Origin of the sequence: Achromobacter insolitus, assembly GCF_002209555.1 — a bacterium.
GTDB lineage: Bacteria > Pseudomonadota > Gammaproteobacteria > Burkholderiales > Burkholderiaceae_B > Achromobacter > Achromobacter insolitus.
This window is the reverse complement of sequence record NZ_NJIF01000004.1, coordinates 180534-203284: the sequence shown is the minus strand read 5'-3', so window position 1 is coordinate 203284 and position 22751 is coordinate 180534. Positions and strand designations below refer to the sequence as shown.

Annotated in this window: 18 protein-coding genes; 12 read left to right on the top strand and 6 right to left on the bottom strand. The window is 65.6% G+C overall.

The window, feature by feature from the left end:
* Positions 1–24: 24 nt before the first annotated feature.
* Both earP and CEY08_RS16000 read right to left on the bottom strand, forming a co-directional pair.
* Positions 25–1137, bottom strand: coding sequence for an elongation factor P maturation arginine rhamnosyltransferase EarP (earP, locus tag CEY08_RS16005; RefSeq protein WP_076814631.1), 1113 nt, complete (start codon positions 1135–1137; stop codon positions 25–27).
* A gap of 6 nt (positions 1138–1143) precedes the next feature.
* Positions 1144–2346, bottom strand: coding sequence for a DUF2863 family protein (locus tag CEY08_RS16000; protein WP_042794405.1), 1203 nt, complete (start codon positions 2344–2346; stop codon positions 1144–1146).
* A gap of 209 nt (positions 2347–2555) precedes the next feature.
* Between CEY08_RS16000 and CEY08_RS15995 the strand changes: the two genes are divergently transcribed.
* Positions 2556–3332 carry a DODA-type extradiol aromatic ring-opening family dioxygenase gene (locus CEY08_RS15995; RefSeq protein WP_175147398.1) on the top strand — a complete coding sequence of 259 codons (777 nt, stop codon included), beginning with the start codon at positions 2556–2558 and terminating at the stop codon, positions 3330–3332.
* A 91-nt stretch (positions 3333–3423) separates the two neighbouring features.
* Here CEY08_RS15995 and acnA read toward each other — a convergent pair whose 3' ends face one another.
* Together acnA and CEY08_RS15985 are read right to left on the bottom strand one after the other, a co-directional pair.
* A complete protein-coding gene (gene acnA, locus CEY08_RS15990) occupies positions 3424–6129 on the bottom strand; it encodes an aconitate hydratase AcnA (protein WP_063641169.1) in 2706 nt (901 codons plus the stop codon).
* 259 nt (positions 6130–6388) lie between these two features.
* Complete coding sequence (locus tag CEY08_RS15985) at positions 6389–7318, bottom strand: LysR family transcriptional regulator (protein WP_082884642.1); 930 nt, start codon at positions 7316–7318, stop codon at positions 6389–6391.
* 148 nt (positions 7319–7466) lie between these two features.
* Here CEY08_RS15985 and CEY08_RS15980 point away from each other — a divergent pair, with 148 nt between their 5' ends.
* From CEY08_RS15980 to CEY08_RS15970, 3 genes are read left to right on the top strand one after another with little or no spacing between them, the layout of a single operon-like run.
* On the top strand, positions 7467–8354 hold the full coding sequence (locus tag CEY08_RS15980; RefSeq protein WP_076817790.1) for an SDR family oxidoreductase: 888 nt from the start codon (positions 7467–7469) through the stop codon (positions 8352–8354).
* Entirely contained in the window at positions 8351–9853 is a 1503-nt protein-coding gene (locus CEY08_RS15975; protein ID WP_076814627.1) for an AMP-binding protein, read from the top strand. Before CEY08_RS15980 ends, CEY08_RS15975 begins: the two co-directional genes overlap by 4 nt.
* 55 nt (positions 9854–9908) lie before the next feature.
* A complete protein-coding gene (locus CEY08_RS15970; protein WP_042794401.1) occupies positions 9909–10895 on the top strand; it encodes a Bug family tripartite tricarboxylate transporter substrate binding protein in 987 nt (328 codons plus the stop codon).
* 41 nt (positions 10896–10936) lie between these two features.
* On the opposite strand, the gene CEY08_RS15965 is transcribed toward CEY08_RS15970, so the two are convergent.
* Positions 10937–11773 carry a FadR/GntR family transcriptional regulator gene (locus CEY08_RS15965; RefSeq protein ID WP_042794400.1) on the bottom strand — a complete coding sequence of 279 codons (837 nt, stop codon included), beginning with the start codon at positions 11771–11773 and terminating at the stop codon, positions 10937–10939.
* A gap of 318 nt (positions 11774–12091) precedes the next feature.
* Between CEY08_RS15965 and CEY08_RS15960 the strand changes: the two genes are divergently transcribed.
* The 8 genes from CEY08_RS15960 to CEY08_RS15925 all read left to right on the top strand — a co-directional run bounded on the left by CEY08_RS15960 (position 12092) and on the right by CEY08_RS15925 (position 22035).
* Positions 12092–13291, top strand: a complete 1200-nt coding sequence (locus tag CEY08_RS15960) for an ABC transporter substrate-binding protein (RefSeq protein ID WP_042794399.1) — start codon at positions 12092–12094, stop codon at positions 13289–13291.
* Between the two features lie 86 nt (positions 13292–13377).
* The gene (locus CEY08_RS15955) at positions 13378–14235 is read left to right on the top strand and encodes a branched-chain amino acid ABC transporter permease (RefSeq protein ID WP_042794398.1); all 858 of its coding nucleotides are present in this window, start codon (positions 13378–13380) and stop codon (positions 14233–14235) included.
* A complete protein-coding gene (locus CEY08_RS15950; protein WP_042794397.1) occupies positions 14235–15227 on the top strand; it encodes a branched-chain amino acid ABC transporter permease in 993 nt (330 codons plus the stop codon). The genes CEY08_RS15955 and CEY08_RS15950 overlap by 1 nt, the downstream gene beginning before the upstream one ends.
* Complete coding sequence (locus CEY08_RS15945; RefSeq protein ID WP_042794396.1) at positions 15224–16003, top strand: ABC transporter ATP-binding protein; 780 nt, start codon at positions 15224–15226, stop codon at positions 16001–16003. The genes CEY08_RS15950 and CEY08_RS15945 overlap by 4 nt, the downstream gene beginning before the upstream one ends.
* Positions 16000–16698 carry an ABC transporter ATP-binding protein gene (locus tag CEY08_RS15940; RefSeq protein WP_042794395.1) on the top strand — a complete coding sequence of 233 codons (699 nt, stop codon included), beginning with the start codon at positions 16000–16002 and terminating at the stop codon, positions 16696–16698. Before CEY08_RS15945 ends, CEY08_RS15940 begins: the two co-directional genes overlap by 4 nt.
* 86 nt (positions 16699–16784) lie before the next feature.
* Positions 16785–18068, top strand: coding sequence for a Zn-dependent hydrolase (locus tag CEY08_RS15935; RefSeq protein WP_063641173.1), 1284 nt, complete (start codon positions 16785–16787; stop codon positions 18066–18068).
* Positions 18065–19576, top strand: coding sequence for a M81 family metallopeptidase (locus CEY08_RS15930; RefSeq protein WP_063641174.1), 1512 nt, complete (start codon positions 18065–18067; stop codon positions 19574–19576). The genes CEY08_RS15935 and CEY08_RS15930 overlap by 4 nt, the downstream gene beginning before the upstream one ends.
* 254 nt (positions 19577–19830) lie before the next feature.
* Positions 19831–22035: a TonB-dependent receptor gene (locus CEY08_RS15925; protein WP_042794393.1), complete on the top strand. Its 2205-nt coding sequence runs from the start codon at positions 19831–19833 to the stop codon at positions 22033–22035.
* Between the two features lie 13 nt (positions 22036–22048).
* Here CEY08_RS15925 and CEY08_RS15920 read toward each other — a convergent pair whose 3' ends face one another.
* Complete coding sequence (locus CEY08_RS15920) at positions 22049–22648, bottom strand: transglycosylase SLT domain-containing protein (protein WP_042794392.1); 600 nt, start codon at positions 22646–22648, stop codon at positions 22049–22051.
* Positions 22649–22751 lie beyond the last annotated feature (103 nt).

Here is a 22751-nt window from a genome sequence, read left to right as displayed (position 1 = left end):
AGGGCGCTCGGAAAACTCTCTATTCTAACGTTTCTTGGCCAAGTCTGCGCAAAAATCAGCCAAATTTTCGGCAAGGTCCGGCAGCCCGGCCTGGCTCGCATCCCATGCCATCGCGGCGGCGGTCCAGTTCTCCCAGGCGGCAGGCGCCAGCGCGGCCGACAGCGCGGATGCGGTTTGGCCTGTGCCGGATTGGTTCCAGGCCCGGATCAAGGCGTGGGCGGTTTCCGGGGCCGGATAGCGGGCCAGCCAGGCTTCCAGTTTTTCCAGGTGCACGTTCTCGTCCTGGGGATAGATTTGCCAGACGAGGGGGCGCGCGGCCCAGGCGGCTCGGACGAAGGAGTCCTCGCCTCGCACGAAATTGAGGTCGCAACACCAGAGCAGGCGGTCGAAATCAGGCTGTGCTACGAAGGGCAGACGGGCCACCATGGGCGCACCCCGCGCCGCGCAGGCAGCTTCCAGGCCGGAAGCCACTCCTTCGGGGGCCAGCAGCACGCTGGGGCGTGGGTCGGCCGCGAGCGCTTCGGCCAGTGCCGGCACCGGCGCCGCGGGATAGCAAAACAAGGACACGGTACGCGCGCCCGCGCGGCGGCGCGATAGCAGCTCGGGCGCCACGCCCAGCGAGCGCAGAAAGACTTCCTGGTCTTGCGGAGAGGCCTGCAGGGCGTCCCGCTCGGCGGACAGGCCGGGTTCGCGCAGCAGACCGCCGGTGGCGTTGGTGAAGCCGGGGAAGAAAAAGTGTTTCACCAGCCCGTCCGGGCGCTGCGAAGGCAGCCCGTGGCAGCTTTCCACCCAGGATTCGGCGCTCAGGTACTCCAGATTGATCCAGGCCGGATGCGCGCGCCGCATGCTGTCCAGGAACGGCGCGGGGGGATCGCAGGCGAAGGCCTCGATCACGACGTCGCGGGCGGCGAGCGCCGGGTCCGGAGAGTCGGACCAGTGCACGATGTCGATGCCGGCCAGTTGCTGGCGCGGCAAGCCCGGGACGATGCCCGGCTGGATGCGGGCGAAGCTGGTCAGGTCATCGACCCACAAGCGCACGTCCCAGCCGCGGCCATGCGCCAGCCGGCGCGCCAGCCGCCAGCAAACGCCGATGTCGCCGTAATTGTCGACGACCCGGCAGAAGATGTCGGCTTGCATGGCAGCCTAGTGGAACTTGGCGGGCGAGGCTTCGGCATCCTCGGGCAGTTCGGCATGCACCAGTTCGCCCAGCGGATTCGGGAAATAGGGCGCGCCGCAGTCTTCGCAGTACTCGGGCGGCAGCACGCCGGGAATGCGGCGCACTTCGGTGACCCCATATTCCTTGAGCAGCGCCGCAATTTCGTCGACGACGTCGGGCTGGCCTTCGTCGGCCGGCAGGTCTTCTTCGCGTCCGTAGAGGGGCCAGACGCAGCCGTAGTAGACATCGTTGCTGCTGCGCGCCGTGAAGCCGATGCGGTATTCGTCGATGCGGCTTTCACCGCAGCCGGCCACCACGGCCCGCAGCTGAGAGGCCTCGAGGCTGACCGCGCCTTCGAGCCAGCTGACCGCCGCGCGCAGCGACAGCGGGCGCACCCGGCGGTCGGCCTCGCGGTTACTGACATAGTAGGCGTCAGGCAGCAGGGCTTCGAAACCGCAGCCGGGCAGCAGATTGGCCAGCGTGGGCTGGGCCTGCGCCGCCCATTGCTCCTGGCTGGCATCGCGGCTGGCATCGGCTTCGCCCAGTTGTTCCTGCCAGCGGAAGATCGGCTCGCCTTCCGGCACCGCGACAGCGGCCACGATGTAGCGCGTGTCGGCCAGCATGTTGGCCGTCTCGACCTCGGTGTTCAGCGCGGGCTTGGCGGTCTCGGCGCCCAGCGCCTGGGTGCCCAGGCGCTGCAGCCATTGCCAGGTTTCGGAGAAGGTGCGCGGCATCTGGTCCACGCTGACCAGCATCGGCATCAGCGCGCTACGCGCCTTGCTGGACAGCACATGACCATGCAACTGCGCCATCAGCGCCTGTTGCGCAGGCGCGGCGATCGGGCCGGTGGGGATGGCGTAGCGAGTCCAGGCAACGATGGGCGCCACGACCAGCAAAACGTCGTACCGGACGCCATTTTTCTCGATCTTCATCGATTCGGACAGGGTCTCGGCCTGTTCGATCAGGATCTCGTAGGCGCCCACGTCGCTCTGGGCGAGGTGGTCCAGGGCGGCTTCCAGGGGGGCATCCTGCCCGCCTTTCAGCAGCTTTGGAATCGCTTCGCCAAGCTGATTCTCCCAGAACACGTCTTCGAGGCGGCTGCCCGAGCGGTTGAGCGCCTGGGCAAGCGCGACCAGGCGGGCGGCGTCACGGGTGAGGCGGGGAGTGGATTGGCTGCGGGATCGGGCCATAACTTCGGGGAGCGTCCAGTAAGTGTGCAACTGTGTAGTTTAACGCCCGGCGCGCTTCGTAGCGCGAAGCCTCGTACGCAGCCCGCCTCTACAGCGGTAGTGACGCATTGTTCTCAATGTGGCAACAGATAATGCCGATATGGGTGGTTTATTGCTGAGACGAAACCACGGAGAATACAGCCATGGACTCAACATCAGGAGGCATCGCCATGCGCTGGCCTACGCTTTTCGTTTCCCATGGATCTCCCATGCTCGCCGTCGAGCCCGGCCTGACCGGCCCCGCGCTTGCCGCCTGGAGCGCCGCGCAGGGCCGCAAGCCCCGGGGCATCCTGGTGGTGTCGCCGCACTGGATGGGCGAGGGCTTGGCATTGTCCACGCGTGATCGCCAGGTTGCGTGGCACGATTTTGGCGGTTTTCCGCCGGAACTCTACCAATTGCAGTACACGGCGCCCGGTTCGCCCTCCCTGGCGGCGCGGGTGCAGGCCTTGCTGGCGGAGTCGGGCATTGCCGCCGATCTCGACCCCCGCCGCCCGCTGGACCACGGCGCCTGGGTGCCGCTGCGCTATCTCTACCCGGAGGCGGATGTACCGGTGGTGCAACTGTCGCTGGACATGGGGCGCGACGCCGCCGGACAGTTGGAACTGGGCCGCGCGCTGGCCCGGCTGCGGGATGAGGACATCCTGGTCATCGGCTCGGGTTCGCTGACTCACAATCTGCGCCACGTGCGGATGCCGCAGGACGCGCCCGCGCTGCCTTACGTGCCGGCTTTCCAGCAGTGGTACGCGGAGAAGCTGGGCGTTCACGACCTGCCAGCGCTGCTGGACTGGCAGGCCCAGGCACCGGGCGCGGCGCAGGCCCACCCGCATGACGATCACCTCATGCCGCTGTACGTTGCGCTGGGGGCGGGCGGAGCCGGTTTTCGGCGCCTGAACGACGAGGTGTCGTACGGCGCGCTGGCGATGGACGCCTACGAGTTCGCGGACTGATCGCGGCGCGCGGGCGCCGCGTTCTCGCGCATGCAAAGGAAATGGCCCGGGAACCTTGCGGTTCCCGGGCCATTGTTTTGTTCCCGAGGGATCAGGCAGCCAGCAGCTGGCGCAGCACGAAGGGCAGAATGCCGCCGTGCTGGTAATAGTCGACTTCGATCGGGGTGTCGATGCGCAGCAGCACCGTGACATCCTGCTTCGAACCGTCCTTGCGGGTGATCGTCAGCGTCACGTCCTGCATCGGCTTGATGCCGTTTTCCAGGCCGGAAATGTCATAGGTTTCCTCGCCCGTGATACCCAGCGACTGCACGCTGTCAGCGCCCTTGAATTGCAGGGGCAGCACGCCCATGCCGACCAGGTTGCTGCGGTGGATGCGTTCGAAGCTGCGGGTGATCACGGCCTTCACGCCCAGCAGTTGGGTGCCCTTGGCCGCCCAGTCGCGCGACGAGCCGGTGCCGTACTCTTCGCCACCGAAAACAACGGTGGGCGTGCCGGCCGCGACGTACTTCATGGCCGCGTCATAGATGGACATCTGTTCGCCGGTGGGTTGGAACAGGGTGTCGCCGCCTTCGAAACGGCTGCCGTCCGGCAGCGCCGGGATCATGAGGTTCTTGATGCGCACGTTGGCGAAGGTGCCGCGCATCATGATCTCGTGGTTGCCGCGGCGCGAGCCGTAGCTGTTGAAGTCGGCCTTCATGACGCCGTTTTCTTTCAGCCACTTGCCTGCGGGCGAGGTTTCCTTGATGGAGCCGGCTGGCGAGATGTGGTCGGTGGTGACCGAGTCGCCGAACACGCCCAGCGCGCGCGCGCCCTTGACCGTCGGCATTGCGCCCGGCGTCATGCCGAAGCCCTCGAAGAAGGGCGGTTCGGCGATGTAGGTGGAATCAGGCCAGTTGTACGTGTCGCCCGTGACGCCCTTGATGTTCTCCCAGAGCTTGCCCGGGTTGCTCTTGACCTGGCCGTAGTTGGCCTCGAATGCCTTGGGATCCAGCGCGTACTTCAGCAGCGATTCGACTTCCTCGGTGGTCGGCCAGATGTCGCCCAGCCATACGTCGCCGTTCTTGCCGCGGCCGACGGGCTCGGTCATGAGGTCGCGCGTGACCGTGCCGGCCAGGGCGTAGGCCACGACCAACGGGGGCGAGGCCAGGAAGTTGGCCTTGATGTTCGGGTGGATGCGGGCCTCGAAGTTCCGGTTGCCGGAGAGCACGGCCGAGCAGATCAGGTCGTTGCCGATGATGGCTTCGTTCAGGTCCGGGGTCAGGTCGCCGGCGTTGCCGATGCAGGTCGTGCAGCCGTAGGCGGCCACGTCGAAACCCAGCTTTTCCAGATAAGGCAGCAGACCCGTCTTGGTCAGGTACTCGGTGACCACGCGGGATCCGGGAGCCAGCGAGGTCTTGATGTGCTTGGGCACCGTCATGCCGGCTTCCACGGCCTTCTTGGCCAGCAGGCCCGCCGCCAGCAGCACGCTGGGGTTGGACGTGTTGGTGCAGGACGTGATGGCTGCGATCAGGACGTCGCCGTTCTTGACCTTGGTGCCGGCGCTGGTGGTGTAGGTCTGGTCCAGCTTTTCGGCGGGCTGGTTGAAGCCGTTCTCGGCGATGGGCTTGGAGAACAGATCGATGAAGGTGTTCTTGACGTTGCCGATTTCGATGCGGTCTTGCGGACGCTTCGGGCCCGCCAGGGACGGTGCCACGGTGGACAGGTCCAGCGTCAGCAGCTTGGTGAAGTTGATGTCGGAGGCATTGGGCACGCCGAACATCTTCTGGGCTTTGAAGTAGGCCTCGAAGGCGGCGATTTCTTCTTCAGTGCGGCCGGTGCCGCGGAAGTAGTCGATGGTGCGATCGTCGACCGGGAAGAAACCCATGGTGGCGCCATATTCCGGCGCCATGTTGCCGATGGTGGCGCGTTCGGCCACGGACAGGCTGGCGGTGCCTTCGCCGCAGAATTCGACGAATTTTCCAACCACCTTCTCGCGGCGCAGCATTTCGGTGATGGTCAGCACCAGGTCAGTGGCGGTGACGCCGCCGCGCAGCTTGCCCTTGAGTTCCACGCCGACCACGTCGGGGGTCAGGAAATAGACGGGCTGGCCCAGCATGCCGGCCTCGGCCTCGATGCCGCCTACGCCCCAGCCCACCACGCCAATGCCGTTGATCATGGTGGTATGGCTGTCGGTGCCTACCAGAGAGTCGGGGTAATAGACGTTGTTCTTTTTGTCCTGGTGCACGCCGCGCGCCAGGTATTCCAGGTTGACCTGGTGAACGATGCCGAAGCCCGGAGGCACGACGCCGAAGGTGTCGAACGCCTGCATGCCCCACTTCATGAACTGGTAGCGTTCCTGGTTACGCTTGAACTCCAGCTTCATGTTCAGGTCCAGCGCATTCTTGGTGCCGAAGTAGTCGATCATGACCGAGTGGTCCACCACCAGGTCCACCGGCACCAGCGGCTCGATGCTCTTGGGGCTCTTGCCCATCTTATCCGCCACGGAACGCATGGCGGCGATGTCGGCCAGCAGCGGCACGCCGGTGAAGTCCTGCAGCACCACACGGGCCACTACGAAAGGAATTTCGTCTTCACGCTTGGCGTTGGCCTGCCAGTTGGCCAGCTGCCTGACGTGTTCTTCGGTCACCTTCTTGCCATCGCAGTTGCGCAGCACGGATTCCAGCACGATGCGGATCGAAACCGGGAGCCGCTGCACGTCGATGCCGAGGGACTTGCCCAGTGCCGGCAGCGAATAGTACTGACAGGATTTATTGCCGATCTTGAAATTCTTGAGGGTGTCGAGGGTGTTGTGCGGCATGATGGACTCCGTGGTTTTGCCCGGCTGAAGCCGGCATTTTCTGGCGTTTTTGCGCATTTGTCATTCTATGTGAGACTCGCGCGTGTGCGGCCGTATGTCTTATATCTTATATAAGACTTGGCCGGGCCGTCAAAGTTCCCGTCCGGTAATGTGGCGGGCGGCCGTCGGCCTTACCCGATACTCTGGCCGAGGCGCGCGCGACTCGCAAGCCTCTTTTATCAAGAAAGTCCTACGCCGATGTTGCGGCCGAGCGGGAAATCTACTCAAGAAGGCCGCGCAACAGCGCGGGCACTTCGGTGCGCAGGAAATCGACCACCGCGCGCTGGGCGGTCGATGGATAGGGGGTGGGCGTGGTCAGGATGAAGAGCTTTTCGCCCGGTCCCATGGCCTGATAGGCGGGCAGCACCGGCGTCAGCCGTCCGGCGGCGATGTCTTCATGCACCACATAGGCTGGCAGCAGCGCCACGCCCGCGCCGGCGCGGGCGGCCTGCGCCAGAAACGGGAAGTACTCCGATTGCAGCCGCGGCGCGAGCTTGGCCTCGTGCTGCTGGTCTTTGCGGCGCAGGCGCAGCGTGACTTGGGGCCTGGGGTCTGGCGGGCCCAGGAAATGCAGGCGGACGAGGTCGCGCGGATGGGCCGGCTGGCCGAACTGCGCCAGATAGGCCGGCGCCGCGCAAAGCACCCATTTCACATCGCCGAGCGCGCGCGCCACGTAGTCTTGGGGCGGGGTGCTCATTACCCGCAACGCCACATCGATTTCCGACGAGATCAGGTCGCTTACCCGATTGGAGAACAGCACGCGCAAGGTCAGCGAGGGATGCCGCAGGGCGAAGCTCACCAGCAGCGGGCGCAAGGTGTCCAGTTCTCCCAGGCCGGTAGGAATGCTCAGGCGGACGTGGCCCGTAGGCTCGGAGCCGAGCTTCTGCAGGGCGTGGCGGGCGGACTCGACCTCGCGCGCCATGCGCGCGCCGTGCTCATAAAGCACCGAACCCTGTTGCGTCAGTTCCAGACGCCGCGTGCTGCGCCGGATGAGCTGGGCACCGAAGGCGCGCTCGAGCTTTTGCAGGTTGCGGCTTACGTGCGAGCGGGTGACGCCGTGGCGCAGCGCAGCCTCGCTCAAGGTGCCGGCGTCGACGATGGTGACGAACAGCTGGATCAGGTTGAGGTCCAGCGCGGGCAGGGTGGGCATGGGCAGTCTTATTGTTGACTGTGAGGAAACATAGTTTACGCAAAGCGCGGGATTGTCGCGCAATGGCGCTCATTGATATTCTGATCGTCAATAAACAGGAGACCAGGCCATGCCGCAAACCCCGCTTACCGCAAGTCCCCCCGAAACCATGTTCCGCGCGGACCTGTTCCGCGGTCAGCGCATTCTCGTCACCGGCGGCGGCACCGGCCTGGGCCATGCCATGGCCGAACGGCTGGCGTCCCTGGGCGCGTCGTTGCATCTGTGGGGGCGCCGCGCGGCCGTGCTGGAGGAGGCCGCCGCCGGCTTGCGCGCACGCCATGGCGCCGAAGTTCACGTGCAGGCGGTGGATATCCGCGACGCCGAGGCCGTGGACGCCGCAGTCCAGGCCATCTGGACGGATCGCGGGGCTCTGACGGGCTTGATCAACAATGCCGCGGGCAACTTCATCAGCCCCACGGAGAAACTGTCGCCGCGCGGCTTCAATGCCATCGCCGATACCGTGTTTCGCGGCACCTTCTATACCACCCAGGCCGTGGGCAAGCGCTGGATCGCGGAGGGCCGCAGCGGCGCGGTGCTGTCCATTGTTGTGACCTGGGTCTGGACCGGTTCGCCCTTTGTGGTCCCGTCGGCAATGTCCAAGGCCGGCATAGACGCCATGACCAAATCGCTGGCCATCGAATGGGGCCGCCACGGCATACGCCTGAATGCCATCGCGCCAGGCGTGATTCCGACCGAAGGGGCCAGCGCGCGGCTGCGGCCCAAGGACACAGGCGCAGATGCCCAGGCCCAGCAGAACCCCATGCGGCGCCTGGGCACCGGGCACGACATCGGTGAACTGGCGGCCTTTCTGCTGAGTCCGGGCTACGACTGGATCAACGGTCAGACCATTGCGCTGGATGGCGGCGACTATCTGGCCAACGGCGCCTATTTCAAGCAGTACGCCGAATGGAGCGATGCGGACTGGGCCGCCGCGCGCCAGGCGATCGAAGCGCGCACGGCGCAGGACAAGGCGCTGCGCAGCACGGGGGGCGCATGACCGGCAGCAATATCCATGCGGGCGGCCAGAGTCTGTCGGGCGCGGCGCTGACCGCGCGCGGCGAGCAGGTCGCCGCCGGCTTGGCCGCGCGCGGCGTGCGGGAAGGCGACGTGATCGCCGTCTTGCTGCGCAACGGTTTGCCCTATCTTGAAATCATCCAGGCCTGCAAACGGCTGGGCTGCTACTACTGCCCGATCAACTGGCATTTCACCGCGGCGGAGGTGGCCTTCCTGATCGAGGACAGCGGCGCCCGATTGCTGATTGCCAATACCGACCTGTGGCTGCCGCTGCGCGACACGTTGCCTCCCGGGCTGCCTGTGCTGCTGGCCGGCCCCGGCGCGGCGCGGTCAGAAGCGGAGGACTACGACGCCTGGCGCGACCGCCAGCTTCCCTATGACGGGCCGCGCGTGGCGCCGCGCGGCCACATGGCTTATACCTCCGGCACGACGGGCAGGCCCAAGGGCGTGGTACGCGCGCCATTCCCGCTGGAGCATCTGGCAAGGCATCTGGAGCAGGTTGAGGCCGTGGTGGAGGCGGCCTATGGCCTGCGCCCGGGATGCCGCGCGTTGCTGCCCGCGCCGATCTACCACAGCGCGCCCAGCGTGTTTGCGCAGGTGGCCCTGCGGGTCTGCGAAACCTTTGTCCTGACCGACAGGTTCGATCCCGTCGAGGTCCTGCGCCTGATAGAAGCGCACCGCATCGACACGGTCTACCTGGTGCCGATCATGTATGTACGCATGTTGAAACTGGATGCCGCCACGCGCGCTGCGCATGACCTGTCGTCGCTGCGCTTTGTCGCATCGACCGGGGCGCCCTGCGCGCCCGAGATCAAGCGCGCCATGATCGAATGGCTGGGGCCCGTCGTGCATGAAACCTATGCATCGAGCGAGGCCGGCATGGTGACGGTCATCGATTCGCGGGAGGCGCTTGCCCGTCCGGGCAGCGCCGGCCGCCCCATCGGCGGCGCGCAGGTAAGGATCTATCGCGAAGACGGCACACTCTGCGAGACGGACGAGGTCGGACGGATCCACGTGCGCCAGCCGGCCTACGCGGATTTCACGTACCGCAATAACCCAGAGGCCCGTGCCGCGGTGGAGAAGGACGGACTGATCGGCCTGGGAGACCTGGGCTATCTGGATGCGGACGGCTATCTGTATGTGTGCGACCGGGAGTCGGACCTGGTGATCTCGGGCGGCGTGAACATTTATCCCGCCGAGGTCGAGCATCAACTCATGCAGTACCCGGGCGTTGCGGATTGCGCGGTGTTTGGCGTTCCGGATGATGAGTACGGAGAGCGCCTGATGGCACTGGTGCAGCCCGCGGCGGGCGCGTCGCCCGACCCCTTGGAAATGACGCAATGGCTGGCGGAGCGGATCGCGCGCTACAAGGTCCCGCGTGATCTGCGCCTGTGCCCGGAGTTGCCGCGCGACGATAACGGCAAGATTGCCAAGCGCAGGCTGCGCGCAGAATTCTGGGCGGGGCGCCAGCGCAAGGTATAGCAGACAGCGGCGCAATGCCGCGATTACAAGAGCTGGATAGCTCGGGAGACAAGCAATGACATACAGACTGACATACAGGCTGCGTCGCATCGCGGCCGCGGCGATCTTCGCGCTCGCCGGCCCTTGCGCCGCGCTGGCATCCTTTCCGGACAAGCCCGTCAAGCTGGTCGTGCCCTATACCCCCGGCGGGTCCGCCGACCAGTTGTCGCGGATGCTGGCCGAAGGCCTGTCGCGCGATCTTGGGCAACCCGTGGTGGTAGAGAACAAGCCAGGGGCCAACACCATGATTGCCGCCACGCAGGTGGCGCGATCCGCGCCCGATGGCTACACGCTCTTGCTTGCCAGCAACGCCAGCATGGTGCTCAATCCCATGCTCTATCAGCGCATCGCCTACGACGCGGCGCGCGATTTCCGCGTGCTCGGCATTGTTGCCGAACTGCCGCTGGTGGTGGTTGCCAACAACGAGGTGCCGGCCGCCACGCTGGCCGAGTTCGTTGGCTATGCCAAGGCGCGGCCCGGCAAGCTGAACTATGCCTCGGTGGGCATAGGCAATCCGTTGCAGTTGGCGACCGAACTGTTGAAATCGCGCACCGGCATGGACGTGGCGCACATCCCGTATAACGGCAGCGCGCCCGCGCTGACCTCGTTGATGGGCAACGACACGCAGCTGATGGTGGACGTGGTCAGCACCTCGCTGCCGCTGGTGCGGGAGCGCAAGATCAAGGCGCTGGCCGTCACGACCAGCGAGCGGCTGGCCGTGCTGCCCGATGTGCCGACCGTGGCGGAAAGCGGTTTCCCGGGATTCCGCGCGGCCACCTGGTTTGGCGTGGCCGTGCCCAGCGCCGTGCCGCAGGCCGAGGCGCAGCGTCTGCGGGAAGCGGTGGACAAGGTGTTGAAGGATCCGGCCTTTCGCGGCCGCTTCGAGCCGCTGGGCCTGGTGATCCAGGCGCCGCGCGGCCAGGCCGATATCGATGCCTATGTGCAGGAAGACCGCCAGCGCTGGGGCGAGGTGATCAAGGCCAACGCCATCAAGCTGGATTGAGGCGGACGGGCGCGCCATCCTGCCGCAAGGGCGCCGCGCCCTCAGGCCTTTTTGCGGCTGCCGCGGCGCGCGTTGCGCGTGACGTTGCGCCGCGACATCTCCGAGTCCAGGATCAGCCTGCCTTCCAGCTTGCCGTGCATGCGCTTGACCGAGCGCATGGCGTCCTGCATGTGCTCGCTCATCAGGGCGCGCACTTTCTCGACGTCGCGCTCGCGCGCCGCCGCCAGGATCTTGCGGTGAAAGCCCGTGTTGGCGCTGCCAAAGCGCTGCTGCTCGGCCAAGGGCATCTCGTTGTCGAACACAGTGAGCTGCCGGATCATTTCGTTGGTCATTTCGCAGCTGAAGCGCAGGAACGGATTGGGGCAGGCCGCCGCGAAGATATCGTGGAAATTCATTTCCTCCTGGCGCTGCGCCAGCGGGTCCTCGACATGCTCGGCGGACGGATCGCAGCAGGCGATGTTCTGTTCCAGCGCGGCGAAATGCGCGTCCGTCAGGAAGGGCACGGCACTGGCCGCGAGTTCGGGCTCCAGCAGCTTGCGCACCTGGTAGATGTCCTCGATCCGCACTTCCTTGAAGAACAGGTAGTTCTGCATCAGCTGGAAGGTGCGATCCAGCGGCACCTCCACCACCGTGCCGCCGCCGCCCGGGCCGGTGCTGACCTTCACCAGCCCTTGTACCTCCAGCGACTTGAGGGCTTCGCGCATCGTGCTCTTGCTGACCGAGAACATGCTTTGCAGTTCGCTCTCGCGCGGCAGCTTGTCGCCCGGCAACAGGTTCTTGGCGGTGATCAGCCGCTTGATTTCCTCGGCGACCAGGTCGCTGCGCTTGGGCGGACTCGACGCGCCCGCGGCTTGTAGGTCGTGACTGTTGAACGCCATTGCGTTCCTCCGTTACTGCGTGGTGTGCGGGGCGCCTGCCCCGTGGTTCTGCGCGGACCCCGGGTTATACCTGATGCGCCCGCTATTGACAGAGCCGGCTCGCCAAACTGATCATGATAATAATCCTATTTATCATGATAAATAGGATGGTAGTCGCAGTATAGGCATGAGGCGCCAGGACTTGCGAGCACGCACGCGCGGCGGCAATCCTGGCACGGGAGCTTGGAGCAGACAGAGTCGGAATGGGGACGCGCATGGTGCGCGCTCGACATCGTCAATATGCCGCGGCACCGCCAGCGGCAGCCAGGGAGAACCATCTTGAATCGCCGCAACCTGCTGAAATTAGCCGCGCTAGGCGCTGTGCCCGGATCACTATGGACCGCCAGGTCCGCGCTGGCGCAAGCCGATGCGATCCAGTTCGGGTGCCCTGTGCCCATGTCCGGCGCTTTTGCCGCCAACGGCAAATACGCCGACCTCGGCATGAAACTGGCGCTGGAGCAGTACGGCCGCGCGCTGGACCGGCCGCTGGCCTACACCGTGCTGGACACTGAAGGCAAGCCGGCCACGGCGGTGCGCAAGGTGCAGGAAGTCTCGCAACAGAAGGGCGTCAAGTTCTTTGCCGGCGGCATCCTGTCGTCGGAGGCGCTGGCCATGGGCAAGGAAGTGGAACGCGCCGGCGGGGTCTTCATCACCACGGCAGGCGCCGATGAAATCACTGGCAAGGACTGCAACCGGGCTACCTTCCGCTGGTCGGTGCCCACCTTTGGCGCCATCGAGCAGACCGTGCGTCCCTTGCTCGAAAAGCTGCCCAACGCCAAGCGCTGGTACACCATTACGCCGCAGTACGTGTTCGGGGATGGCTTGCTCAGCGCAGCCAAGGCCATCTTCAAGGAAAAAGGCATCGAGCACGTGGGCAACAGCTACCACTCGCTGACCGAAAAGGAATTCAGCGGCTATCTCACCAACGCCATGGCCGCCAAGCCGGACGTGCTGCTGATCCTGAACTTCGGTTCGCAGTCCTCGGATACGCTGCGCCAGGCGGTGAGCTTCGGCATGAAGCAGAACTGCACGATCCTGGTGGCCTGGGCCTCGGGCCTGGAACAGTTCGAGGGACTGGGCGCCGATCTGTGCGAAGGCGTGTACTTCGGCGCCCAGTACTGGCACGGCATCGATTCGCCGCTTAACAAGGAGCTGGTGCAGTTGTCCAAGGACAAGACGCGCGCCAACCCGAATTACAGCCTCGCGGGCTCCTATATCTGTACCCGCATCATGCTGGACGCCATCGTCAAGGCAGGCAGCGCCGATCCGGCCAAGGTGATAGCGGTCATGGAGGGCCTGAGCTATGAAGGCCTGACGGGCCGGGAGGAAATCCGCAAGGAAGACCACCAGGTCCTGAAGAACTATTACCTGCTCAAGGGCCGCGCCAAGAAGGACATGAAGGACAAGGACGACTATGCCGAGATCGTGCATAGCGGCCGCTCCTTCCTGCCGCCCGCGGAAACCGGCTGCAAGCTGTAGCGCGCCCTTGAGGCGCTCAGCCGCGGGCGTGCCACGTCCGCGGCCGGCGCGCCCGCGGCCTTTCGTTTCCTCCACCGGGCATTCCAATGAACGTCTATCTCCTCCAGATCATCAATGGGATCGGGGTAGGCATGCTGTACTTCCTCCTGGCAGTCGGCCTGTCCATCGTCTTCGGTCTGTTGCGCTTCGTTAACTTCGCCCACGGGGCGTTCTATCTGCTGGGCGCCTACTTCTGTTTTCAGGCCATCCAGTGGGGCCTGAACTTCTGGCTGGCCCTGGCCATCGTGCCGCTGCTGGTGGGCGCTGGCGCCTGGGTCGTCGAAAAGGTGCTGTTGCGCCACGTTTACGAACAGGCGCACGAGTTCCACATCCTGATCACCGTGGGCCTGGCGCTGGTGCTCCAGGAACTGGTCATCGTGATCTGGGGGCCGATAGGCGACAACGTCGCAGCGCCGTCCGCCTTGCAGGGCGTGGTCATGTGGGGCAGCTTCATCTACCCCAAGTACCGCTTGTTCGTGATCGGTTTCACTGCCGTCTTCTCGCTGCTGCTCTGGTACGTGCTGGAAGGGACCCGGCTCGGCAGCGCGGTGCGCGCCGGCAGCGAATCGACCGAAATGGTGTCGATGCTGGGCATCAACGTGTTCCGCATGTTCAGCCTGGTGTTTGCGCTGGGCGCGGCGACCGCCGCGCTGGCCGGGGTGCTGGCCGCGCCGATCCGTGGCGTGGAACCCTTCATGGGGATCGAGGCGCTGGGCATTGCGTTCGTCATCGTGGTGGTGGGCGGGATGGGCAGCTTCTTCGGCGCGCTCGTCGGCGGCCTGCTGATCGGCGTGGTGCAGAGTGTGATGAGCACCCTGTGGCCGGAAGGCGCGCGGCTGATGATCTATGTGGCGATGGCGGCGGTGCTGCTGCTGCGTCCCCACGGCCTGATGGGGAGAGGATGATGACGGGCTTGAAATCGCACGCGCAATTGCTGCTGGCCCTGGCCGTGGTCCTGTTGCTGCCGCTGTGCATGCAGTCGGGTTCGCTGGCCACCGAAGTGCTGATCTATTCCCTTGCCGTCCTGGGCTGCAACCTGCTGCTGGGATTCACCGGCCTGCTGTCCTTCGGCCAGGGTATTTTCTTTGGGCTGGGCAGCTACGCCGTCGGCATCCTGCTGACACGTACCGGCCTGCCCATGCCGCTGGCGCTGCTTGCGGCGATGGTGGTGGGCGCGCTGGGCGCCACGCTGGTGGGCTGGTTCGCGATACGCCAACGGGGCACGTATTTCGTGATGCTGACGCTGGCATTCGCGCAGATGTTCTACTTCCTGGCATACAGCCTGCCCGAGCTGACGGGCGGCGACAACGGCCTGCTGGATGTGCCGCGTCCTCCGCTTTCGGTGGCGGGCATGGAACTTATGTCGCTGGCCACCCCCTGGCAGTTCTACGCGTTCGTTGCGGTGTGTTTCATGGCGGTGTTCTGGCTGCTGCTGCGCGTGACCAACTCGGTCTTCGGTCGCACCTTGCTGGCAATACGCGATAACGAGGCGCGCGCCATGGCGGTGGGTTACAACGTGCGCCTCTTCAAGTTGTCGGCCTTCGCCATCTCCGGCGCCGTCACTGCGCTGGCCGGCGCCTTTCTGGCCATGATGACCGGCATTGCGCCGCTGTCCAGCATTGAATACCACAGCAGCGAGATGATCCTGGTCATGACGGTCATTGGCGGCACCGGCAACCTGTTTGCGTCGGTGCTGGGCGCGGCCTTCTACGTGCTGTTCGCCGATTGGCTCTCCACCTTGTGGCCGCGCTGGCTGATGCTGCTGGGCTTCCTGCTGATCGCGGTGAGCCTGTTCATGCAGAAAGGGCTGTGGGGGTTGGGAGTCCGCATCTGGCTGGCGTTGCGGCGCCGGCCCGCCGGTTCGGAGCCGGCCGCCACCAAGGAGGGCAGCGCATGAACCCCGCAACTTCCGCGCCGCTGCTGCAGGCTAGCGGCATCGTCAAGCGCTTCGGAAAATTCGTGGCTCTGCATGGCGTGGACCTGCAGGTGCGGCCGCGCACCGTGCATTCCGTCATCGGCCCGAACGGCGCCGGCAAGACCACGCTGTTCCACATCCTGACAGGCACCCTGCGCACCAGCGAGGGCAACATCGTATTCGACGGACAGGACGTGACCCAGGAGGCCGATTTCCAGCGCGTGCAGCGTGGCATTGCGCGCTCCTTCCAGGTCACCAGCCTGTTTGCCAACCTGTCGGTGCGGGAAAACCTGCGGCTGGCGGCGCAGGGCGCGCATCGCGCCGGCGCGTTCGACTGCTGGCATCCGCCCACTGGCGCGCGGGCGCAGCGCGAGGTTGTCGACGCCGCGCTGGAACGCTTAGGTTTATCGCGGTTGGCCGAGGTGACGGCGGGCGCGCTGTCGCACGGCCAGCAGCGGCGGCTGGAAGTGGGCATGGCGCTGGCCGCCAAGCCGCGCGCCATCTTCCTGGATGAACCTACGTCCGGCATGGGGGTTGACGACCTGGAGGAAATGAAGCGTTTGATCCGCAGCCTGCGCGACGACCACACGGTGGTGCTGATCGAGCACAACATGAACATTGTGATGGACATCTCCGACACGATCACGGTGATGCAGCAAGGCCGCGTGCTGGTCGAAGGCACGCCCCACGCGATCCGCAACGACGAACGCGTCCGCGCCGCGTACCTGGGCAACATGATCACGGGAGGCCGGGCATGATCCTGCACGTTGACGCCGTACACAGCTACTACGGCAAGAGCCACATCCTGCAAGGCGTGTCGCTGCAGCTGCCGCAAGGCCAGGTGGTGACACTGCTGGGGCGCAATGGCGCCGGCAAATCGACCACGCTCAAGACCATCGCCGGCGTGATCGCACCCAAGGGCGGGGCGGTGCGGTATGGCGGCCGTGACGTCGCCGGGCTGCCGGCCCACAAGATCGCGTCCATGGGAATCTGCCTGGTGCCCGAGCACCGGGGCATCTTCAAGCTGCTGACGGTCGAGGAAAACCTGAAGTTGGGCATGCGCCGCGATTCGCCCTGGCAGCTCGAGGACATCTACCGCATTTTTCCCCGCCTGAAAGAGCGCCGCAAGAACGGCGGCGGCCAGCTCTCCGGCGGCGAACAGCAGATGCTGGCGATCGGGCGCGCGCTTATGAACCATCCGCGCGTGCTGATGCTGGATGAACCGGTCGAAGGACTGGCGCCGGTGATCGTCGAGGAGATCGTGTCGCAGATAAAGTCGATCAAACAGGCGGGCGTCACGATCTTGCTGGTGGAGCAGAACCTGGAAGTGTGCACCCAACTGGCCGACCGTCATTTCATCATCGAACAGGGGGCCATCGTCTATGAAGGCAGCAACGCCGACTTCGTGGCCGACGAAAACGTGAAGGACCGTTATCTGGGCGTGGGCGTCTAGGGGCTGGGCAAGACGCCTCTCAGGCTGCACCGGCCCGAAAGCTTGCCGGCGCCCGTACTTGAAGCATGCATCGCAAGGGAACATCCATGGAAATGAACACTTTGGAGGCCGTTAGCGGCATCCGCATCGACGGCAGCCGTCTCTGGAATTCGTTGATGGAGCTGGCGCGTATCGGTGCCACCGACAAGGGCGGTGTGTGCCGCTTGGCGCTGAGCGACCTGGACCGGCAGGGCCGCGACCTGGTCTGCGCCTGGGCCCGCGAGCTCGGCTGCAGCGTGCGCGTGGACGCCATAGGCAACATCTTCATGCGCCGTCCGGGGCTACGGGATGACCTGCCCGCTGTGATGACCGGTAGCCATATCGATACCCAGCCTACCGGCGGCAAGTTCGACGGCAATTATGGTGTGCTTGCCGGCATTGAAGTCCTGCGCACCTTGCATGAGCGCGGCATCGCCACCGAAGCGCCGCTGGAGGTGGTGGTATGGACCAACGAGGAGGGCTCGCGCTTCGTTCCCGTGATGATGGGCTCAGGCGTGTACGCCGGCGCCTTCACGCTGGAGACGGCGCTGGCTGCCCGGGACCGCGACGGCGTCAGCGTAGGCGAGGCGCTGAATACCATCGGCTATGCCGGTCCGGAGCCCGCCCGTCCCGCTGGCGTCAGCGCCTACTTCGAGGCGCACATCGAGCAAGGCCCCATCCTGGAGGATCGGGGCATTACCATCGGCGCGGTGCAGGGCGCCCTGGGGCAGCGCTGGTACGACGTCACGATCACCGGCCAGGAGGCGCATGCCGGACCTACACCCATGGAACTGCGTCGCGACGCCTTGCTGACTGCGTCCAGGCTGGTGCTGGAGGTCAACCGGATCGCGTTGGAGCATGCGCCGCACGGCCGCGGCACGGTCGGCTGCATTGACAGCTTTCCGAACTCGCGCAATGTAATTCCGGGCCGCGTGGCGCTCACCGTGGACCTGCGCGCGGCCGACGACGCCACGCTGGACAGCATGGCCGCAGCCTTCGCGCGCGCCTGCGGCGAACTGGCCCAGCCGGGCCGCATCCAGATCGAAAGTCAGGAGGTGGTGTATTTTCCGCCGCAGCCTTTCGAACCCCGCCTGGTGCAGGCGATCCGCGACGGCGCGCGCACGCTGGGCCTGGAGTCTCTGGACGTAATCAGCGGCGCAGGTCATGACGCGGTCTACATGGCGCGGGTGGCGCCTACCTCCATGATCTTCGTGCCATGCAAGGATGGCATCAGCCACAATGAAATCGAGGACGCGCAACCCGAGCACCTGGAGGCCGGCTGCAACGTGCTGCTGCACGCCATGCTGCGCTGCTGCGGTCGCATCCAGTTTCCGCAAGGGAGCGCGCAATGAAAGTGCTGATTGCGAGGCTGAATCACGAGACCAACACCTTCTCGCCGGTGCCCACGCCGCTCTCCGCTTTCGGCAACGGCGGCCCGGCCTACGATGCCGCGGCCTATGAAGAGAACAAGGGCAAGCGCACCGCGATGTCGGCATTCATAGACCTGACGGAGGCGCGTGGCGCCGAGCTCGTTACGCCGGTCTCGGCGACTGCCTACCCGAGCGGCCGCGTCGACGGGCAAGCCTACGCCGAGTTATGCGACCGTATCGTGGCTGCGGCGCCAGGCTGCGATGTCATCCTGCTGGACCTGCATGGCGCCATGGCGGTGGAGACGACCGACGACGGCGAGGGCGATCTGCTGGAGCGGCTGCGGATCGCAGCACCCGGCGCGCCGATCGCGGTGGCGCTGGACCTGCACGGCAACGTCACGCAAAAGATGATGGACAACGCCGACGTCATCATCAGCTTCAAGACCTATCCGCACATCGATATGTACGAAACGGGCGAGCATGCCGGCAGGTTGCTGTATGCCGGCATCGACGGCATGTGCAAGCCTGTCATGGCGTGGCGCCGGCTGCCGTTGGTGTCGCATTCCCTGCGCAGCAACACGGCCGAAGGGGCCATGCGCGCCGCGGTCGAAGCGGCGCGTCGCGCCGAGGCCGAGGGCGCGTTGGGCGTGTCGGTGCTGGCGGGGTTCGGCCTGGCCGACATTCCCCATCCCTGCGTCAGCGTGGTGGCGGTCGCCGACGGAGACCGCGCCGAGGCGGAACGCGTGGCAGGCGAGATCGCCGCGCTGATCTGGGCGCAGCGCGACGGCTTCTTCTACGACAGCGAACCGCTGGCCGCGTCGCTGGCGCGCGCCAAGGCCTTGGCCGAGGGCGCCAGCAAGCCCGTTCTGCTGCTGGACCACGGCGACAACTGCATGAGCGGCGGCACCTGCGACACGCTGGACGTGCTGATGGCGGCGTTGGACGCCGGCCTGGAAGGCATCCAGGCCGGCCTGTATTGCGATCCCGAGGCGGTCGCCGAATTGACCCGCGCCGGCATCGGCGCCACGGTGGAACTGCCGGTCGGCAACAAACGGGCAATCGACGAGATCGGCCGTGCCGCGCAACCCGTTACCTTGCGCGGCACCGTGCGCGCGTTGAGTAATGGCGAATACGTGATCACGGGTCCGACCTACACCGGACAGCTGGCCTGCATGGGCCGCAGCGCGGTGCTGGATATCGGCGCCGCCCAACTCGTGCTGACCGAGCAGACCCACGAGCCCTGGGATCTGGGCGTATTCCAAAGCCTGGGGCTGGATCCGGCCGGGGCGCGCTTCGTGTTGGTGAAATCGCGTATGTACTGTCGCCCCGTATTCGTCCCGATCTCCCAGGCTCTGGTCGAGTGCGACAGCCCCGGGGTGACCAGTTCCGATTGGTCGCTGTTCGAGTTCCGCCGGCGTGCGCGCCCGCTGTATCCCTTGGAACCCATGGCAGCTGCCGATTACGATCCGCGCGCAGTGGCCGGCAACTGATCGCGCGGCGGGCAAGGGGGGGGCCGCAAGCGGCCGCTGTGTGGTGCCCAGGCAACAGACATTTTCAAACAAAAAGTAACATAAATGAGAATGATTCCGTTTGCCTTAAAATCGGTCGCTCAGCTTTCCTAGCCCCCCTTGGTGCAGCCGGCCCGGCAGGGCTCCGCCTTCCGGCATTCCAGACGCATCCGTAGTCCTCTAGTGCGCGCGTGACCCCATCGGGATTTTGCATACCTGCCTCTGATCTTCCCGACATGAAAATCCGAACCCTTGCCTGCATGGCCGCGGCCCTGCCGTGCTATTTCCCCGTTGCCCATGCCCAGACGCCGTCCGATCAGGGCGGGTCTGTCGTTTCGATGGACGCCATCAAAGTCGAGGCCAGCGCTGACGCCTCGGCCGGCGGCCTGGCCGAACCCTTTGCCGGCGGGCAGGTCGCCCGCGGCGGACGCGTTGGCCTGCTGGGCACGCAGGACCTGATGGACACGCCGTTCAGCATCACCAGCTACACCAATGAACTGATCCAGGACCGGCAAGCCCGCAGCGTGGGGGACGTGCTGCAGAACGACCCGGGCGTGCGCGTGGCGCGCGGTTTCGGCAACTTCCAGGAGTCGTATTTCATGCGCGGCTTCATCCTGGGGTCGGACGACGTGGCCTACAACGGCCTCTACAGCCTGCTGCCGCGCCAGTACATTGCCACCGAACTGTTCGAGCGCGTGGAAGTGCTGCGCGGCGCGTCGACCTTCCTGACGGGCGCCGCGCCCGGCGGGGGCGGCATCGGCGGGGTGATCAACCTGGTGCCCAAGCGCGCGCCGAATGAACCGTTGACCCGGGTGACCACCGGCGTCTCCAGCGGCGGGCAATTCCAGTTGTCCACCGACATCGCCCGCCGTTTCGGCCCCGGCGACAGCACTGGCATCCGGCTCAACGCGGCGCAGCGCAGCGGCGATACGGCCATCGACGATGAACATTCCCGCACCAGCCTGGTTTCGTTGGGCCTGGACTGGCGCTCGGCCGACACCCGCTTGTCCGCGGACATCGGCTGGCAGGAAAACAAGCTCAAGCGCGCGCGTCCCAACGTGACGCTGGGCGCCGGCGTGACCTCGGTGCCGGACGCGCCGGACGCCAGCTCCAACTACGCGCAGCCCTGGTCCTATTCGAACGAGCGCGACGTCTTCGGCACCCTGCGCGCTGAGCACGACTTCAGCGACAAGCTGACCGCCTATGCCGCCTTCGGCATGCGCCGCAGCGATGAAGCGAATTCGCTGGGCAACGTCACGCTGACCAATGGCAGCACGGGCGACGGCACTTTCTACCGCTTCGACAATACCCGCGAGGACAGCGTCAACACGGGCGAACTGGGCCTGCGCGGCAAGGTGCGCACCGGTCCCGTGGGCCACGAGTTCGTCGTGTCGGCGTCCTTCTTCGACCTGAAGAAGAAAAATGCCTATGTGATGGATTGGCAGAACACCTATCCCACCAACATCTACGATCCCATTTCCTATGACAAGCCACCGTTCAGCGCCACCGCCCTGCGCGGCAACGATCTGGACGATCCGGCGTTGCAAGGCCGTACCCGCCTGAGCAGCTACGCCATTGGCGATACGCTGTCGTTCCTCGATGACAAGGTGCTGCTGACTGCCGGCATCCGCCATCAGCGGCTGTCGCAGCGTGATTACGCCTACAACACGGGCAAGGAAAACGGCGCCTACGACGCCAGCCACAATTCGCCTGCGGCAGGGCTCGTCATCAAGGTTGCGCCCAGCGTGTCCTTGTACGCGAACTACATCGAAGCCCTGGTTGCCGGCCCGACCGCGCCCGCCGTCGCCGGCGGCAAACCGGTACCCAATGCCGGCCAGAGCCTGCCGCCCTTTGTCTCCAAGCAGAAGGAAATCGGCGCCAAGTATGAGGGGGATGGACTCGGGGCCGGACTGGCCCTGTTCTCCACGGACAAGCCGCGAGCCATGTACAACGCCGCCAACGAGCTCACGACCTCCGGCAAGGACCGCCACCAGGGCGTGGAGCTGACGATGTACGGCGAACCCATCAATAGCGTGCGCCTGCTGGGCGGCCTGACCTGGCTGGACGCCAAGCAGCGTTCCACCGGCAATCCGTCCATCGACGGCAACCGCGTGATCGGCGTGCCGCGCTTCCAGGCCAACATGGGCGTGGAATGGGATATCCCCGGCGTGCCCGGCCTGGCCGTGGACGGCCGCGTGGTCTATACCGGATCTTCCTATGCGGATGACGCCAACACGCTCAAGGTGCCCGGTTGGACCCGTTTCGACGCGGGTCTGCGCTACATGATGGACGTGGACGGCCATGTCGTGACCTTGCGAGCCCGCGTGGACAACATCGCCAACCGCAACTATTGGTCCTCGGTGGGCGGGTATCCCGGCAACGGCTATCTGGTGCTGGGGGGGCCGCGTACCTTCCTGCTCAGCGCGAGCATGGACTTCTGAGTTCAGGCGGCGCTCACCAGAACCAGCCGCCGCGCGTAAGGTCGCTCTCGCAGCTCTTGTACTGCGAGGCGAACTTCTGGGCCCGTGCCTGCACCTTCTGAGACACAGTCTTGAGCCAGGCCTTGCGGTCGTAGCTGCGGTTGCGGTAGCCGGTCCAGCCTTCGTGGTAGTTCAGGTACTGCCCGTAGGCATCGGACTTGGACACGCCGTTGATGCGCTGGGTCTTGTTCATGTACCAGCCCATGAAATCCAGCGCGTCGGCGAAGTCGTCGCGGCTGGAGCCCCAGCCGCCCGCGTCCTTTTTGTAGTCGTCCCAGGTTTCATCCTTGGCCTGGGCGTAGCCATAGGCGGAGCTGACGCGGCCCCAGGGGATGAAGCCCAGGAAGTAGTATCTAGGGGGCACCGCGTCCTGTTTGAAAGAGGACTCCTGGTACATCATGGCCATCGGCACCGGAACCGGCGCGCCCCATTTTTTCTGCACCTTCAGAGCGGCATCGTGCCAGTCGGGCTTTTCGCGAAAGATGGCGCAGATGTTCTCGGGGTTCGATGGCGGCGCGGTGGCGCAGCCGGCGAGCGCCAGCAATAGCAGCGGCGGCAGCAAAAGCCGGGTCATTGGCGGTCTTCCTCCGGAGATCGGGCGAGCGGTGAGGGCAGATGTCACAAGGTAGCGCGATTGTATGAAAACGTATCGCGCAAAAAGTTCCGTCCCTGAAATT